Annotated in this window: 7 protein-coding genes, 3 rRNA genes and 2 pseudogenes; all 12 read left to right on the top strand. The window is 67.0% G+C overall.

Translation table 11 applies throughout. The features are described 5' to 3' along the window. Window positions 1–28 precede the first annotated feature (28 nt). Window positions 29–1444 (top strand): annotated as a pseudogene (locus OG715_RS20685) (SpoIIE family protein phosphatase); the annotation flags it as partial. A gap of 630 nt (window positions 1445–2074) precedes the next feature. Beyond that, window positions 2075–3598, top strand: a 16S ribosomal RNA gene (locus OG715_RS20680). A 280-nt stretch (window positions 3599–3878) separates the two neighbouring features. After that, window positions 3879–7001 (top strand): 23S ribosomal RNA (locus OG715_RS20675). Between the two features lie 87 nt (window positions 7002–7088). Beyond that, window positions 7089–7205 (top strand): 5S ribosomal RNA (gene rrf, locus OG715_RS20670). Together the 16S, 23S and 5S rRNA genes form the textbook arrangement of a ribosomal RNA operon. A gap of 73 nt (window positions 7206–7278) precedes the next feature. After that, window positions 7279–8310 carry a mycothiol synthase gene (gene mshD / locus OG715_RS20665; RefSeq protein WP_266270293.1) on the top strand — a complete coding sequence of 344 codons (1032 nt, stop codon included), beginning with the start codon at window positions 7279–7281 and terminating at the stop codon, window positions 8308–8310. A gap of 343 nt (window positions 8311–8653) precedes the next feature. Beyond that, a pseudogene (locus OG715_RS20660) lies at window positions 8654–10807 on the top strand (RNA degradosome polyphosphate kinase); the annotation flags it as partial. 240 nt (window positions 10808–11047) lie between these two features. Continuing rightward, entirely contained in the window at window positions 11048–12133 is a 1086-nt protein-coding gene (locus OG715_RS20655; RefSeq protein WP_266270291.1) for a CHAD domain-containing protein, read from the top strand. Between the two features lie 16 nt (window positions 12134–12149). Beyond that, on the top strand, window positions 12150–12626 hold the full coding sequence (locus OG715_RS20650; RefSeq protein WP_407660999.1) for an NUDIX hydrolase: 477 nt from the start codon (window positions 12150–12152) through the stop codon (window positions 12624–12626). Between the two features lie 246 nt (window positions 12627–12872). After that, a complete protein-coding gene (pstS, locus tag OG715_RS20645) occupies window positions 12873–14006 on the top strand; it encodes a phosphate ABC transporter substrate-binding protein PstS (RefSeq protein WP_266270290.1) in 1134 nt (377 codons plus the stop codon). Window positions 14007–14153: 147 nt separating this feature from the next. Further along, window positions 14154–15131: a phosphate ABC transporter permease subunit PstC gene (pstC, locus tag OG715_RS20640; protein WP_030397518.1), complete on the top strand. Its 978-nt coding sequence runs from the start codon at window positions 14154–14156 to the stop codon at window positions 15129–15131. Further along, complete coding sequence (pstA, locus tag OG715_RS20635; protein ID WP_266270288.1) at window positions 15128–16204, top strand: phosphate ABC transporter permease PstA; 1077 nt, start codon at window positions 15128–15130, stop codon at window positions 16202–16204. Before pstC ends, pstA begins: the two co-directional genes overlap by 4 nt. Window positions 16205–16252: 48 nt before the next feature. After that, entirely contained in the window at window positions 16253–17029 is a 777-nt protein-coding gene (pstB, locus tag OG715_RS20630; RefSeq protein WP_266270286.1) for a phosphate ABC transporter ATP-binding protein PstB, read from the top strand. Window positions 17030–17175 lie beyond the last annotated feature (146 nt).

The following is a 17175-nucleotide window of genomic DNA, read 5'->3' as shown; positions in this document are numbered from 1 at the left end:
TGCTGACGAGTGCACAAAAAGTGATGATATGCCTGGAACCCGAGGAAGCGGCCGTCGTTTGAACCTCATGCGCTGGAGCGCCCGGCTCACCGGAGTCCCGTGGCGTGCCACCCCGCCGTCCGGGGCCGGCACCGACCGCGGCACGCCGTCCGGCGACGCCGTAGTGGTGCCCGGCCCCCGCGACCCCACCAGCCCCACCGGCCCGGTCGACATCCCGGACGCCCTCGACCCCACCGGCGTGCTCGACCCCCACCGGCCCCAGGACCTGCGCGAGGTCCTCAACCGCATCCCCGCCCCCGTCGCCGTCACCTACGGGCCGCTGCACCAGCTCGGCTACGCCAACCGCGCCTACCGCGAACTGTTCGGCGAACGCCCCACCGGCCTGCCCGCCTGCGACGCGCTGCCGGAGCTCGGCACCCTCGGCGTACTGCCCCTGATGGACCAGGTGATCCGGGGCGGCAGCCCGCGCAGCGTCAAGGCCCGCTGCATCCTCGGCCTCACCGGCAACCGCTACTACAACGTGTCCTGCGTGCCGCTCACCCGCGACCCCGGCGACCCGGCCACCGTTCCTTCTCAAGCCCCGGCCGGATCCACCCCCACGAGTGCCCCCGGAACGACCCCCACCGCCGTCGACACCACTCCCACGGGTGACGACCCCACCTCCGGCGTCCTCATCTTCGCCGCCGAGGTCACCGACCAGGTCCTCGCCGCCGCCCGGCTGCGGGAGTCCGAACGCCGCCAGCGCGAGGCCGCCGTCACCCTCCAGCGCAGCCTCCTCCCGCAGAAGCTCGACCAGCCCGCGGACCTCCGGGTCGCCGCCACCTACCAACCGGGCGGCGCCGAGGCCGCGGTCGGCGGCGACTGGTACGACGTCATCGCCATCGACGGGGGCCGCACCGCCCTCGTCATCGGCGACGTCATGGGCCGGGGCCTGCGGGCCGCCGCCGTCATGGGGCAGCTGCGCACCGCCGTCCGCGCCTACGCCCGCCTCGACCTCCCGCCGCACAAGGTGATGAGCCTGCTCGACGGCCTCGCCATGGAGATCGACGCCAACCAGATCGCCACCTGCACCTACGCCGTCTGGGACCCGCAGCGCCGGACGCTCGGCTACGCCTCCGCCGGCCACCTCCCGATGCTGCTGCGCTGCCCCGACGGCACCGTCCTGCGCAGCGAGGAGCAGAACGGCCCGCCCCTGGGCACCGGTGGCGGCGTCCACCTCTCGCACACCCTCCGCCTGCTGCCCGGCACCACCGGCGTCCTCTATACGGACGGCCTGGTCGAACGCCGGGACGAGGACATCGACCAGGGCCTCGACCTGCTCGCCCGCACCCTCACCGGAGCGGTCGGCGCCCCCGACGTGGTCTGCGCCCGTCTGCTGCGCGCCATGGGCGTCACCTCCGAGCACGACGACGACGTCGCGGTCCTCGCCTTCCAGCTGCCGGCCGAGGAGGAGTCCCCCGAACGGACACCCGCGGTTGACGTGGTCTCCCAAGAGGTCTAGTGTTCTTCGAGCTGCCTGGCTGGGAGCACCGGACACGCATCGGCGCGGACGGTCCCGAGGCAGCCAATCCTCTGAAACACCACCTTTTCCCGGTACGGGCCGAGGCGTGTCGTTATTTCTTTCGATACGTTCCGGCGCAGGGTCTATTAGGTGTGCCTGCTTTCAGGGATTGCGGCCGGATTCGCTTTTCGGAGCGGGGATCGGCTAGAGTTTGAAACGTCGGACGGGGCGTCAAGCCGCAGAAGACACCAGCGAGTTGGATGAGGGAAGCGCCGGGAACGGCACGGAAAACATCTGATAAGCTGGGAACACGAAAGAACGAAGCGCCCGGAGGGCCGGTGTGAAAGCCGCCTGAAGGAAGTGTCCGCTCCTTGAGAACTCAACAGCGTGCCAAAAGTCAACGCCAGATATGTTGACATCCCCGGCCTCGGACTTGTTTCGGGGTTGGAGATTCCTTTTGAAGTAAAACACTAGCGAGGACGCAGTGCGCGGGATCACCTAATTCCGGTGGTTGCCGTGCCGCTCGACGCGAGTGCTGACCCGCGCTCTTAATTGAGCACTGTCGGGTAGACATTCACGGAGAGTTTGATCCTGGCTCAGGACGAACGCTGGCGGCGTGCTTAACACATGCAAGTCGAACGGTGAAGCCCTTCGGGGTGGATCAGTGGCGAACGGGTGAGTAACACGTGGGCAATCTGCCCTGCACTCTGGGACAAGCCCTGGAAACGGGGTCTAATACCGGATATGACCTGGGACCGCATGGTCCCGGGTGTAAAGCTCCGGCGGTGCAGGATGAGCCCGCGGCCTATCAGCTTGTTGGTGGGGTAATGGCCTACCAAGGCGACGACGGGTAGCCGGCCTGAGAGGGCGACCGGCCACACTGGGACTGAGACACGGCCCAGACTCCTACGGGAGGCAGCAGTGGGGAATATTGCACAATGGGCGAAAGCCTGATGCAGCGACGCCGCGTGAGGGATGACGGCCTTCGGGTTGTAAACCTCTTTCAGCAGGGAAGAAGCGCAAGTGACGGTACCTGCAGAAGAAGCACCGGCTAACTACGTGCCAGCAGCCGCGGTAATACGTAGGGTGCGAGCGTTGTCCGGAATTATTGGGCGTAAAGAGCTCGTAGGCGGCCTGTCGCGTCGGATGTGAAAGCCCGGGGCTCAACCCCGGGTCTGCATTCGATACGGGCAGGCTAGAGTGTGGTAGGGGAGATCGGAATTCCTGGTGTAGCGGTGAAATGCGCAGATATCAGGAGGAACACCGGTGGCGAAGGCGGATCTCTGGGCCATTACTGACGCTGAGGAGCGAAAGCGTGGGGAGCGAACAGGATTAGATACCCTGGTAGTCCACGCCGTAAACGTTGGGAACTAGGTGTTGGCGACATTCCACGTCGTCGGTGCCGCAGCTAACGCATTAAGTTCCCCGCCTGGGGAGTACGGCCGCAAGGCTAAAACTCAAAGGAATTGACGGGGGCCCGCACAAGCAGCGGAGCATGTGGCTTAATTCGACGCAACGCGAAGAACCTTACCAAGGCTTGACATATACCGGAAACGGCCAGAGATGGTCGCCCCCTTGTGGTCGGTATACAGGTGGTGCATGGTTGTCGTCAGCTCGTGTCGTGAGATGTTGGGTTAAGTCCCGCAACGAGCGCAACCCTTGTTCTGTGTTGCCAGCATGCCTTTCGGGGTGATGGGGACTCACAGGAGACTGCCGGGGTCAACTCGGAGGAAGGTGGGGACGACGTCAAATCATCATGCCCCTTATGTCTTGGGCTGCACACGTGCTACAATGGTCGGTACAAAGGGCTGCGATGCCGCGAGGCGGAGCGAATCCCAAAAAGCCGGCCTCAGTTCGGATTGGGGTCTGCAACTCGACCCCATGAAGTTGGAGTTGCTAGTAATCGCAGATCAGCATGCTGCGGTGAATACGTTCCCGGGCCTTGTACACACCGCCCGTCACGTCACGAAAGTCGGTAACACCCGAAGCCGGTGGCCTAACCCGTAAGGGGAGGAGCCGTCGAAGGTGGGACCAGCGATTGGGACGAAGTCGTAACAAGGTAGCCGTACCGGAAGGTGCGGCTGGATCACCTCCTTTCTAAGGAGCAATGTGCCGCTTGCAGGCGAATGTCCTGCACGGTTGCTCATGGGTGGAACGTTGACTATTCGGCACACTTGGTTGGCATCCGTCAGTACTGCTTCGGCGTGGAAAACGGATTGTTGATCGGGTGTGTCGGGCACGTTGTTGGGTCCTGAGGGAACGGCCGTGAGGCTGTTGCTTCAGTGATGCCGGTCTCATGCGAGGCAAGTTTTCGGACTTGTCGAGTGTGGGTGTCTGGTCGTTGTTTGAGAACTGCACAGTGGACGCGAGCATCTGTGGCCAAGTTTTTAAGGGCGCACGGTGGATGCCTTGGCACCAGGAACCGATGAAGGACGTGGGAGGCCACGATAGTCCCCGGGGAGCCGTCAACCAGGCTTTGATCCGGGGGTTTCCGAATGGGGAAACCCGGCAGTCGTCATGGGCTGTCACCCATACCTGAACACATAGGGTATGTGGAGGGAACGCGGGGAAGTGAAACATCTCAGTACCCGCAGGAAGAGAAAACAACCGTGATTCCGGGAGTAGTGGCGAGCGAAACCGGATGAGGCTAAACCATGAGCGTGTGAGACCCGGCAGGGGTTGCGCTGATGGGGTCGTGGGATTTTTCTTGACCGGTCTGCCGGCCGGTCGGCGAGTCAGAAACCGTACAGGTAGTCGAAGGACATGCGAAAGGTCCGGCGTAGAGGGTAAGACCCCCGTAGACGAAATCTGTACGGCTCGTTTGAAGAACTCCCAAGTAGCACGGGGCCCGAGAAATCCCGTGTGAATCTGGCGGGACCACCCGCTAAGCCTAAATATTCCCTGGTGACCGATAGCGGATAGTACCGTGAGGGAATGGTGAAAAGTACCGCGGGAGCGGAGTGAAATAGTACCTGAAACCGTGTGCCTACAAGCCGTGGGAGCGTCGGACATGCAGCTTGCTGTGTGTCTCGTGACTGCGTGCCTTTTGAAGAATGAGCCTGCGAGTTTGCGGTGTGTAGCGAGGTTAACCCGTGTGGGGTAGCCGTAGCGAAAGCGAGTCCGAACAGGGCGATACAGTTGCATGCCCAAGACCCGAAGCGGAGTGATCTAGCCATGGGCAGGTTGAAGCGGAGGTAAGACTTCGTGGAGGACCGAACCCACCAGGGTTGAAAACCTGGGGGATGACCTGTGGTTAGGGGTGAAAGGCCAATCAAACTCCGTGATAGCTGGTTCTCCCCGAAATGCATTTAGGTGCAGCGTCACGTGTTTCTTGCCGGAGGTAGAGCACTGGATAGGCGATGGGCCTCACCGGGTTACTGACCTTAGCCAAACTCCGAATGCCGGTAAGTGAGAGCGTGGCAGTGAGACTGTGGGGGATAAGCTCCATGGTCGAGAGGGAAACAGCCCAGAACACCGACTAAGGTCCCTAAGCGTGTGCTAAGTGGGAAAGGATGTGGAGTCGCAGAGACAACCAGGAGGTTGGCTTAGAAGCAGCCACCCTTGAAAGAGTGCGTAATAGCTCACTGGTCAAGTGATTCCGCGCCGACAATGTAGCGGGGCTCAAGCACATCACCGAAGTCGTGTCATTGCAGCACATAGGGCCAACGCCTGCTGTGATGGGTAGGGGAGCGTCGTGTGCCGGGTGAAGCGGCGGTGGAAACCAGTCGTGGACGGTACACGAGTGAGAATGCAGGCATGAGTAGCGATACAAGAGTGGGAAACTCTTGCGCCGATTGACCAAGGGTTCCTGGGTCAAGCTGATCTGCCCAGGGTAAGTCGGGACCTAAGGCGAGGCCGACAGGCGTAGTCGATGGACAACGGGTTGATATTCCCGTACCCGCTTTGAAGCGCCAACGCTGAACCAGGTGATGCTAAAGCCGTGAAGCCGGCCCGGAGTCTTCGGACGAAGGGACGTGGTGGAGCCGCTGGACCAAGTCTGTACTAGGTGAGCGATGGGGTGACGCAGGAAGGTAGTCCAGCCCGGGCGGTGGTTGTCCCGGGGTAAGGGTGTAGGCCGAGTGATAGGCAAATCCGTCACTCATCAAGGCTGAGACCTGATGCCGAGCCGATTGTGGTGAAGTGGATGATCCTATGCTGTCGAGAAAAGCCTCTAGCGAGTTTCATGGCGGCCCGTACCCCAAACCGACTCAGGTGGTCAGGTAGAGAATACCGAGGCGTTCGGGTGAACTATGGTTAAGGAACTCGGCAAAATGCCCCCGTAACTTCGGGAGAAGGGGGGCCATTCCTGGTGACGGCACTTGCTGCCAGAGCTGGGGGTGGCCGCAGAGACCAGCGAGAAGCGACTGTTTACTAAAAACACAGGTCCGTGCGAAGCCGTAAGGCGATGTATACGGACTGACGCCTGCCCGGTGCTGGAACGTTAAGGGGACCGGTTAGCTCTGATTCGTCGGGGCGAAGCTGAGAACTTAAGCGCCAGTAAACGGCGGTGGTAACTATAACCATCCTAAGGTAGCGAAATTCCTTGTCGGGTAAGTTCCGACCTGCACGAATGGCGTAACGACTTCTCGACTGTCTCAACCATAGGCCCGGTGAAATTGCATTACGAGTAAAGATGCTCGTTTCGCGCAGCAGGACGGAAAGACCCCGGGACCTTTACTATAGCTTGATATTGGTGTTCGGTTCGGCTTGTGTAGGATAGGTGGGAGACTTTGAAGCCGTGACGCCAGTCATGGTGGAGTCGTCGTTGAAATACCACTCTGGTCGTGCTGGATGTCTAACCTGGGTCCGTGATCCGGATCAGGGACAGTGTCTGGTGGGTAGTTTAACTGGGGCGGTTGCCTCCTAAAGAGTAACGGAGGCGCCCAAAGGTTCCCTCAGCCTGGTTGGCAATCAGGTGTTGAGTGTAAGTGCACAAGGGAGCTTGACTGTGAGACTGACGGGTCGAGCAGGGACGAAAGTCGGGACTAGTGATCCGGCGGTGGCTTGTGGAAGCGCCGTCGCTCAACGGATAAAAGGTACCCCGGGGATAACAGGCTGATCTTCCCCAAGAGTCCATATCGACGGGATGGTTTGGCACCTCGATGTCGGCTCGTCGCATCCTGGGGCTGGAGTAGGTCCCAAGGGTTGGGCTGTTCGCCCATTAAAGCGGTACGCGAGCTGGGTTTAGAACGTCGTGAGACAGTTCGGTCCCTATCCGCTGTGCGCGTAGGAGTGTTGAGAAGGGCTGTCCCTAGTACGAGAGGACCGGGACGGACGAACCTCTGGTGTGCCAGTTGTCCTGCCAAGGGCATGGCTGGTTGGCTACGTTCGGGAGGGATAACCGCTGAAAGCATCTAAGCGGGAAGCCTGCTTCGAGATGAGCACTCCCACCTCCTTGAGAGGGTAAGGCTCCCAGTAGACGACTGGGTTGATAGGCCGGATATGGAAGCCCTGTGAGGGGTGGAGTTGACCGGTACTAATAGGCCGAGGGCTTGTCCTCAGTTGCTCGCGTCCACTGTGTTGTTCTGAAACAACGACCCCCACACGTCTGGTCACGGTGTGGGTGCGGTTGACAGTTTCATAGTGTTTCGGTGGTCATAGCGTGAGGGAAACGCCCGGTTACATTCCGAACCCGGAAGCTAAGCCTCACAGCGCCGATGGTACTGCAGGGGGGACCCTGTGGGAGAGTAGGACGCCGCCGAACAATCATTGTGAAGAACCCCCGTCGGGAAACCGACGGGGGTTCTTTGCGTTGACCGTTGACGTATCGTCAGGGCATGGACGATGGAACGGCAACAACGGGCGACGCGGCCACGGTCCTCGCCTCCGACGTACTGCGGCCGGCACAGCGGGACGCGGCCCTTCGGGTCCTGGCGGAGGCCCAGGCGGTGGACGGCCGGGCGGCCGTGTCCGAGCAGGGGCGGCTCCGCCTGCGCTCCCCGGAGACGGCCCGGCCCGGAGTGACCCACTTCCTCGCGCTCGCCGACCCGCCGGCCGACCCGGACGGCACCGCGGCCGCCGCCGTCGTCGGCTACGGCCAGCTGGAGGTGCCCGACAGCGGCGGGGCCAACCCGGCCGCCGAGCTCCTCGTCACCCCGGCCGGCCGGGGCAAGGGCTTCGGCCGTCCGCTGGTGGACGCCGTGCTCGCCGAGGCCGGGAAGGCCGGCCGGGACCATGTCGACTTCTGGGTGCACGGCGGCCATCCGGCGGCCCGCCACCTGGCCGACGCGTACGGCGCCGAGCTGGTCCGCGAACTGCGGCAGATGCGCCGGACCGGGCCGCAGACCGAGGTGGCCCCGCCCCCCGCGGGGATCGAGCTGCGGACCTTCCGCCCCGGCGAGGACGACGCCGAGTGGCTGCGGCTGAACGCGCTCGCCTTCGCCCACCACCCGGAGCAGGGCGCCTGGACCGGGGCGGACCTCGCCGACCGGCTGGCCGAGCCCTGGTTCGACCCGGCCGGCTTCTTCCTCGCCACCCGGGAGGGCAGGCCGGTCGGCTTCCACTGGACGAAGGTGCACCCGGCCACCGCCACCGAGCCCGAGCTCGGCGAGGTGTACGTGGTCGGCGTCGATCCGGCGGAGCAGGGCAGCGGCCTGGGCCGGGCGCTGACCGCGGCGGGCCTGCGCCATCTGACGGGTCGCGCCGCCGGCGAGCGGGGGCTGGACACCGTGCTGCTGTACGTCGACGCGGACAATCCGGCGGCGGTGCGGGTGTACGAAAGGCTCGGGTTCACCGTGCACGAAATCGACCTGATGTACCGCGCCGGAGTGGGCCCGGTCGGGGCCGTTCCGCCGCCCCTTTCCGCGTAACGGAGAGTGACGGTCGGAATAGGGCGCCCCGGCGGCTCCTAGCGGAGAGACGGAGGCCGCGGCAACGGTTGTGCACCCGCTGCCGCAGCACCGACCGCCTCAGCTTTCCTCCTGGCCATGCGGTGTTTACCGTGGATTCAATTAATGCCGCGAAGATCACAGGATGAAGTCCGTAGTGTCTCGCTCGTGCAGCGTCGGCCCACACGTGGCCGCTGCTGTGGCAGCCGCGCCGGGTGGGTGGGCGTGGGCGACGGGCGAGGGCGACGGCTCGAAGAGCATTTCGTGTCCGGACGCCGTCCTGCTGGAGGAGCTGGAGCCCATGAGCATCCCCCGCCCCGTCCCTGCCCCGCCCTCCCCACCCGCGCGGATGTCCAGCGCGCTGGGGATACCGCCGGAGCCGACCGTCACCGACGAGCAGGACGCCGAGGAACTGCCCCAGGGCCGCTTCCTGGACCGTGAGCGCAGCTGGCTCGCGTTCAACGAGCGGGTCCTGGAACTGGCCGAGGACCCGGGGATCCCGCTGCTGGAACGCACCAAGTTCCTGGCGATCTTCGCGAGCAACCTCGACGAGTTCTTCATGGTTCGGGTGGCCGGCCTCAAGCGCAGGATCGCCACCGGCGTGGCCCAGCGCAGTGCCTCGGGCCTGCAGCCGCGCGAGGTGCTGGACCTCATCTGGACCCGGTCGCGCGAGCTGATGGCCCGCCATGCCGCCGCGTTCCAGCAGGAGGTGCTGCCGGACCTCGCGGCCCAGGGCATCGAGGTGGTCCGCTGGTCGGAGCTGGCCGAGAAGGAGCAGGCGCGGCTGCACTCGCTGTTCCGGCAGAAGATCTTCCCGGTCCTCACCCCGCTGGCGGTGGACCCGGCGCACCCCTTCCCCTACATATCGGGGCTCTCGCTCAACCTGGCCGTCGTCGTGCGCAACCCGGTGTCCGGGCACAAGCACTTCGCCCGGGTGAAGGTGCCGCAGTCGCTCGCGCGCTTCCTGGAGGCCTCCCCGCAGCGGTACGTGCCGCTGGAGGACGTCATGGGGGCGCATCTGGAGGAGCTCTTCCCGGGGATGGAGGTGCTCGCCCACCACGCCTTCCGGGTCACTCGCAACGAGGACCTGGAGGTGGAGGAGGACGACACCGAGAACATCCTCAAGGCCCTGGAGAAGGAGCTGATGCGGCGGCGCTTCGGCCCGCCGGTGCGGCTGGAGGTCGAGGAGTCGATCGACCCCTACATCCTGGACCTGCTGGTGCGGGAGCTGAACATCACCGAGGCGGAGGTCTTCCCGCTGCCCGGCCCGCTCGACCTGACCGGGTTGTTCGGCATCGCCGGGCTGGACCGGCCGGAGCTGAGCTACCCGAAGTTCGTGGCGGGCACCGCGCGCGGCCTGAGCGATGTCGAGTCGGCCTCGCAGCCGGACATCTTCGCCGCGATGCGCGAACGGGACGTGCTGCTGCACCACCCGTTCGACAGCTTCTCCACCTCGGTGCAGGCCTTCCTGGAGCAGGCCGCCGGCGACCCGGACGTGCTGGCGATCAAGCAGACGCTGTACCGGACCTCCGGGGACTCGCCGATCGTGGACGCGCTGATTGACGCGGCGGAGTCCGGCAAGCAGGTGCTGGTCCTGGTCGAGATCAAGGCGCGCTTCGACGAGCAGGCCAACATCAAGTGGGCCCGCAAGCTGGAGGAGGCCGGCTGCCACGTGGTCTACGGCCTGGTCGGGCTGAAGACGCACTGCAAGCTGTCGCTGGTGGTCCGGCAGGAGGGCGACACCCTGCGCCGCTACTCGCACGTCGGCACCGGCAACTACCACCCGAAGACCGCCCGGCTCTACGAGGACCTGGGCCTGCTGACCTCGGACCCGCAGGTCGGCGCGGACCTCTCGGACCTCTTCAACCGGCTCTCGGGCTATTCGCGCCGCGAGTCCTACCGCCGGCTGCTGACCGCGCCGCGGGGGCTGCGGGACGGTCTGGTGGGGCGGATCCACAACGAGATCGCCAACCACCGGGCCGGGCGTCCGGCGCATGTGAAGCTCAAGGTCAACTCGATCGTCGACGAGGCCTTGATCGACGCGCTGTACCGGGCCTCGCAGGCCGGGGTGCCGGTGGACGTGTGGGTGCGCGGCATCTGCGCGATCCGGCCCGGGGTGCCGGGGCTGAGCGAGAACGTCCGGGTGCGCAGCATCCTGGGGCGGTTCCTGGAGCACTCGCGGGTCTTCGTGTTCGGCAACAACGGCGATCCGGAGGTGTGGATCGGCAGCGCCGACATGATGCACCGCAATCTGGACCGCCGGATCGAGGCGCTGCTGCGGATCACCGACCCGGCGCACCGGGCCGAGCTGTCCGGGCTGCTCGACCTCGGGATGTCGGACGAGACGCAGTCCTGGCACCTCGGGGCGGACGGGTCCTGGACCCGGCACGCCCAGGACGCCGACGGCAAGCAGCTGCGGCACGTCCAGGACCTCCTCATCGACTCGCGTCAGCGCCGTCGGGCCGTTGCGGCCAGATGAGCGCCGGTCGCCGCCACGACCCCGGTGACGCCGGACGTGACGACGTGAGCCGCGACACCGCGCGGCGTGCCCGCACCGGACCGAACGGTGCGGGCCACGCCGCCGGGGGACACGACGGCACGAGGTTCGACGACGCGACCGCGCGACCCACCGACGCGAGCCGCTGAGCGGCAGGGACCCGCTGAGCGGTCGGCCACCAGCCCCGGGGACGGCCCCGGGGGAACGGGGATCTACCTAGCCATGACCGAAGCGCCGATGACGGACCGGGCGGCCTCCACCGCGACCGCCGGGGACATCCTCTCCAGCCATCTCACCGGCCTGGCGGGTGCGTTCCTGCGCGCCCTGCCGCTGGCGGTGGGCGAGGTCGGCGCGAGACCGGGTGCGGCGGCCGTCCCGGCCGCGGGCACGGGGGACCTGCTGCGGGCGGTGCGGCGGATCGGCGGGCTGCTGCACACCTTCGGGGGGTCCTTCGAGTCGGGCTGGGTGCAGGAGTCGCGGGCGGAGCTGTCCTGGCTGCTGAACCTGCTGGCGCTGGAGCCGGGTCTGGTGCGGCGGGCGGCCCGGCTGCTGGGCGCGCTGGACGGGCTGAGCGGCAGCGAGGCGGAGGGGCCGGGCATGCTGGCCGGTCACGCGGGGGCACCCAAGGCGCGGGCGCTGCTGGACCGGCAGCTCACCCTGGCCCGGACGAGGGCGCACTCGACGGTGCTGCAGGAGTTGCGGTCGGCGCGGCTGCACGCCCTGGCGGACCGGATGACGCTGCTGGTGGCGGACGCGCCGCTGGCGAAGCAGGCCGAGGGCCGGGCCGGGGCGGTGCTGATGCCGCAGGCGGCGGCGGCGTTCGGGGCGCTGGCGGCGAGTACCCAGCTGCTGCCGCTGCAGCGGGCGGCGACGCCGTACGGCGGGGACGGGCTGCGTCGGCTGGGGTCGGTGCCCAGTGCGCGGGGGGCGCTGGACGCGGACGCGGCGCTGGCCGCGGACGACGCGCCGTGGCACCGGACCCGGGTGCTGGTGAAGCGGGCCCGGTACGCGCTGGAGGTGTGCGGGCGGCCGTCGGCGGTGCTGGACGACCTGGACCAGGTGCTGCTGCGGCACCAGGAGGCGTCGGAGGCGGCGGTGACGGCGGCGACGGCGGCGCGTACGCCGCGGATCACCCCGGCGACGGCGTACGTGCTGGGCGTGGTGCACGCGGACCAGCGGCTGGAGGTGGAGGCGGCGCGGTACGCGTTCGGCCGGCGTTGGCCGGAGCTGCCGCCGGGGGCGGAGGCGTGGTTGGAGCTGCCTCCGGCCGAGGGCTGGGGGTCGGCGCCGGAATCGCGGACGGCCTGAGGTGGGCGGGAGGCCGGTGCCGGCGGACCGGTGGCCGGTCGGCCGCGGGCCGGTGGTGCTGGCGGCGGGGGCGGTGCTCTGGCTGCCGGGGCGTCCGAAGCGGAGCGGGCGGCTGGGCCGGCCGAGGCTGGCGGTGATCCACCGGCCGAAGTACGACGACTGGAGCCTGCCGAAGGGGAAGCTGGACCCCGGCGAGGGCGTGGTCGAGGCGGCGCTGCGGGAGGTGCGGGAGGAGACCGGGTTCTCCTGCGTGCTGGGGGCGGAGCTGCCGACGCAGCACTATCTGGCGCAGGGCCGGCCGAAGGAGGTCCGGTACTGGGCGGCGGTGCCGACGGAAGGCGCGTTCCGGCCGAACCGGGAGGTGGACCTGCTGGAGTGGCTGCCGGCCGGGAAGGCGCGGGCGCGGCTGACCCATGAGCGGGACCGGCGGTTGGTGGACGCGCTGCTGGCGCTGCTGGGCGCGAAGCCGGTGCGGGCGCGGGGCCGGGAGTAGTGAAGGAAGCGTGGAAGTGATCTTCCCGCGCTCTTGCCGTGATGCAACCGTTACTACCTGACGTAGTTTCCTGTCATCCGTCCGAGGTTCACTCTGCGTTCACTTACGACCGGCTGACGCGTCACCTGCCCGGCTTACTTTCGGTATCACCGGCGGGCCGAAGGGGCCCCGGACCTCAGCAAAACCCGTGCTGCGTCGTGCTTGCCACGACCCGCGCGTCGGGCAATGCCACAGAAAGGGACACCTGTGAAGCTCCAGCGGAACGGCCGCTCCAAGGCCCTCGCGATCGGTGCCATGGCGCTCGTCAGCTCGCTGTCGCTCGCGGCCTGCGGCTCGGACGATAACAACACCACCGCGACCGGCTCCGGCGGCTCCTCGTCCGCTGCCCCGGCGATCGACTGCGGCCCGAAGCAGGCCCCCCTGGTGTCTGCCGGCTCCACCGCCCAGGGCAACGCGATCGACATCCTGAAGAACAACTTCGGCGCGGCCTGCAAGGACACCACCATCAACTACGGTGGCGGCGGCTCGGGTGCCGGTGTCCAGCAGTTCAACCAGGGCAAGATCCAGTTCGCTGGTTCGGACTCGGCGCTGAAGCCGGCCGAGGTCGACGCCAGCAAGGCCGTCTGCACCGGTGGCCAGGGCATCAACCTGCCGGTCGTCGCGGGCCTGATCTCGATCGTCTACAACGTCGAGGGTGTCGACAACCTCGTCCTGGACGGCCCGACGATCGCGAAGATCTTCGACTCGCAGATCACCAAGTGGAACGACCCGGCCATCGTCGCGCTGAACCCGAGCGCCAAGCTGCCGGACGCCGACATCCAGGCGTTCCACCGCACCGACGACTCGGGCACCACCGAGAACCTGACCAAGTACTTCGCCAAGACCTCGGCCGGAGCCTGGTCCTACCCGGCCAGCAAGGCCTGGGCGGGCAAGGGCGGCCAGGGCGCCAGCGGCTCGGCCGGCGTCTCGGCCCAGGTGAAGCAGGTCAAGAACTCGGTCAGCTACGCCGAGCTGTCGTTCGCCCAGACCAACAACCTGAAGAGCGCCTCGATCAACACCGGTGCCGCCAAGCCGGTCGAGGCCACCGCCGTCAACGCCGCGAACACCTTCGCCAAGGCGCAGATCGCCGGCACCGGCAGCGACCTGGCGCTGACCCTCGACTACGCGACCAAGGACGAGGGCTCCTACCCGCTGGTCCTGGTCACCTACGAGATCGTCTGCGACAAGGGCAACAAGGCCGACACGCTGGACGCCCTCAAGGCCTTCCTGACCTACTCCATCAGCGACGCGGGCCAGAAGGCGATCGGCGACGCGGGCTACGTCCCGCTGCCGAAGGAGCTGACCGGCAAGGTCACCGCCGCGGTCAAGGCCCTCGCCTGATCCAGTAGCACCTCCGCTGGGGCGGCCCCGTGAACGAGGGGGGCCGGGGCCGTCCCCAGCGGAACGTACCGACAACGCACCACGTCCGGGGCACCGCCGCCATGGTGCCGCCCCCTCGGGGCCGCACCACCAGACCGGAGTAGACCAATGACTTCAAACACCCCTGCCGCCCCGCCCGGCGGGGAGCGCCGCCGGCGCGACAGCCGGGTCGGCGACAAGATCTTCATGAACCTGTCCCGCGGGTCGGGCATCCTGCTGCTGGTGGTCATGGCCGCCATCGCGGGCTTCCTGACCTGGCGCTCGGGCATCGCCCTGAGCAAGAACGAGGGCAACTTCTTCACCACCTTCGAGTGGACGCCGGACGCCCCGAAGCCGGTCTTCGGCATCGCCGTCCTGGTGTTCGGCACCATCGTCAGCGCGACGATCGCGATGGTGATCGCGGTGCCGGTGGCGATCGGGATCGCGCTGTTCATCTCCCACTACGCGCCGCGCCGGATCGCCCAGCCGTTCGCCTACCTGGTGGACCTGCTGGCGGCCGTGCCCAGCATCATCTACGGCCTGTGGGGCGCGCTCTTCCTGGTGCCGCACCTGGAGGGCCTGACCAGCTGGATGGACGACTACCTCGGCTGGACGTACATCTTCGACCAGTCCCGGGCGACCACCCCGCGCAACCTCTTCACCGTCGGCATCCTGCTGGCGATCATGGTCCTCCCGATCATCACCGCGGTCAGCCGTGAGATCTTCCGGCAGGTGCCGCGGATGCACGAGGAGGCCGCGCTCGCGCTCGGCGCGACCCGCTGGGAGATGATCCGCACCGCGGTGCTGCCGTTCGGCCGCCCCGGCATCATCTCGGCCTCGATGCTCGGCCTCGGCCGCGCGCTCGGCGAGACCATCGCGGTCGCCATCGTGCTCTCCTCCAGCAGTGTCCTCTCGCTGCACGTGCTCGACCCGGGCGGCGGCACCTTCGCGCAGAACATCGCGCTGAAGTTCAGCGAGGCCCAGCCCTTCGGCCGGGACGCGCTGATGGCCTCCGGTCTCGTCCTGTTCGTCATCACCTTGCTGGTGAACGGTGCCGCGCGGCTGATCGTCGCCCGCCGCAAGGAGTACTCGGGGGCCAACGCATGAGTGCCGCTACGACGTCGGTCCCGGCGGACGCCCGTCCGCTGGGCCGGCCGCTGACCGCCAACCGGCTGCCCAAGTGGGCCCCGGCCGCCGTGGCAGCCGGCTCCATCGCCCTCGGCTGCGGTATCGGCGCGGTCGGCGGTCTGGAGAGCAAGCTCCAGTGGGGCCTGATCTCCGCGATCCTCTTCGTGGTCATCAGCTACGTGCTCTCGGCGCAGGTCGAGGGCCGCCGCCAGGCCAAGGACCGGCTCGCCACCTCGGTGGTCTGGGTCGCCTTCATCCTGGCCGTGATCCCGCTGCTGGCCCTGACCTTCTACACCTTCCAGCAGGGCGCCAAGGTGGTGGACGGGAACTTCCTGTCCCACTCCATGCGCGGCGTGCGGGCCTCCGGCCCCGGCGGTGGTATCTACCACGCGCTGATCGGCACCCTGCAGCAGGTCTTCCTCGCCAGCCTGATGGCCGCGCCCATCGGTCTGCTGACCGCCGTCTACCTGGTCGAGTACGGCCGGGGCAAGCTGGCCAAGGCGGTCACCTTCTTCGTCGACGTCATGACGGGTGTCCCGTCGATCGTCGCCGGTCTGTTCATCCTGTCCGTCTGGAACCTCGCCCTCGGCTTCAACTACTCCGGCTTCTCGGGCAGCCTCGCGCTGGCCATCCTGATGCTGCCGGTCGTGGTCCGTTCCACCGAGGAGATGCTCAAGCTCGTCCCGAACGAGCTGCGCGAGGCGTCGTACGCGCTCGGCGTGCCGAAGTGGAAGACGATTCTCCGGATCGTCATCCCCACCGCCATCGGCGGCATCACCACCGGTGTGATGCTCGCGGTCGCCCGCATCACGGGTGAGACCGCACCGGTGATGCTGCTGGTCTTCGGCGCGGACTACATCAACAACAACCCGTTCGACGGGCCGCAGCAGTCACTGCCGATGTACATCTGGATGCAGTACTCCCAGGTGAACAACCAGTACGGCTACGCCCGTGCCTGGGGAGCCGCGCTCGTGCTGATCGCCTTCGTGATGGGGCTCAACCTCATTGCCCGGGGCATCGCCCGGTGGCGTTCGCCCAAGGCCGGGCACTGAGCGACCGACTGACGTACGACGACGAAGACTGAGAGAAGACGAACGATCATGGCCAAGCGCATCGACGTCAGCGGACTGTCCGCCTACTACGGCTCCACCAAGGCCATCGAGGACATCTCGATGGCGATCGAACCCCGCTCGGTGACGGCCTTCATCGGCCCCTCCGGCTGCGGCAAGTCCACCTTCCTGCGGACCCTCAACCGGATGCACGAGGTGATCCCGGGCGCCCGCGTCGAGGGCAAGGTGCTCCTGGACGACGAGAACCTGTACGGCAGCAGCGTCGACCCGGTCGCCGTCCGCCGCTCGGTCGGCATGGTCTTCCAGCGCCCGAACCCGTTCCCGACCATGTCGATCTACGACAACGTGATCGCCGGTCTCAAGCTCTCGGGCATCCGCAAGAAGTCCGTGCTGGACGACAAGGTCGAGAAGTCCCTCCAGGGCGCCAACCTCTGGAACGAGGTCAAGGACCGGCTGAACAAGCCCGGCGCCGGCCTCTCCGGCGGTCAGCAGCAGCGCCTCTGCATCGCCCGCGCCATCGCGGTCGAGCCGCAGGTCCTGCTGATGGACGAGCCCTGCTCGGCCCTCGACCCGATCTCGACCCTCGCCATCGAGGACCTGATCGGCGAGCTGAAGACCCAGTTCACCATCGTCATCGTGACGCACAACATGCAGCAGGCGGCCCGCGTCAGCGACCGCACCGCCTTCTTCAACCTGGCCGGCGTCGGCCAGCCGGGCAAGCTGATCGAGCTCGACGACACCCAGCGGATCTTCTCCAACCCGTCCGTGCAGGCGACCGAGGACTACATCTCCGGCCGCTTCGGCTAAACCGCCGGACCGCGCGGGCAGCGCGTCACAGGCTGCTTCGCGGTGCTGCATGGCGGTGCCGCCGCGAAGCATGAAAAGGGCCCGCCCCCGAGATCTGGGGGGCGGGCCCTGTCGCGTCCGTGTGCGCGTCCGTGTGCGATTCCGTG

It is taken from the genome of Kitasatospora purpeofusca (assembly GCF_036010405.1).
GTDB classification, from domain to species: Bacteria; Actinomycetota; Actinomycetes; order Streptomycetales; family Streptomycetaceae; genus Kitasatospora; species Kitasatospora purpeofusca.
This window is presented reverse-complemented; position numbering and strand designations above follow the sequence as displayed.

Excerpts from the sequence above, each read along its gene's own strand:
- pstB (WP_266270286.1), top strand. The coding sequence starts at position 16,253 with ATGGCCAAGCGCATCGACGTCAGCGGACTGTCCGCCTACTACGGCTCC.
- pstA (WP_266270288.1), top strand. The coding sequence starts at position 15,128 with ATGAGTGCCGCTACGACGTCGGTCCCGGCGGACGCCCGTCCGCTGGGC.
- OG715_RS20655 (WP_266270291.1), top strand. The coding sequence starts at position 11,048 with ATGACCGAAGCGCCGATGACGGACCGGGCGGCCTCCACCGCGACCGCC.
- pstC (WP_030397518.1), top strand. The coding sequence starts at position 14,154 with ATGACTTCAAACACCCCTGCCGCCCCGCCCGGCGGGGAGCGCCGCCGG.
- mshD (WP_266270293.1), top strand. The coding sequence starts at position 7,279 with ATGGACGATGGAACGGCAACAACGGGCGACGCGGCCACGGTCCTCGCC.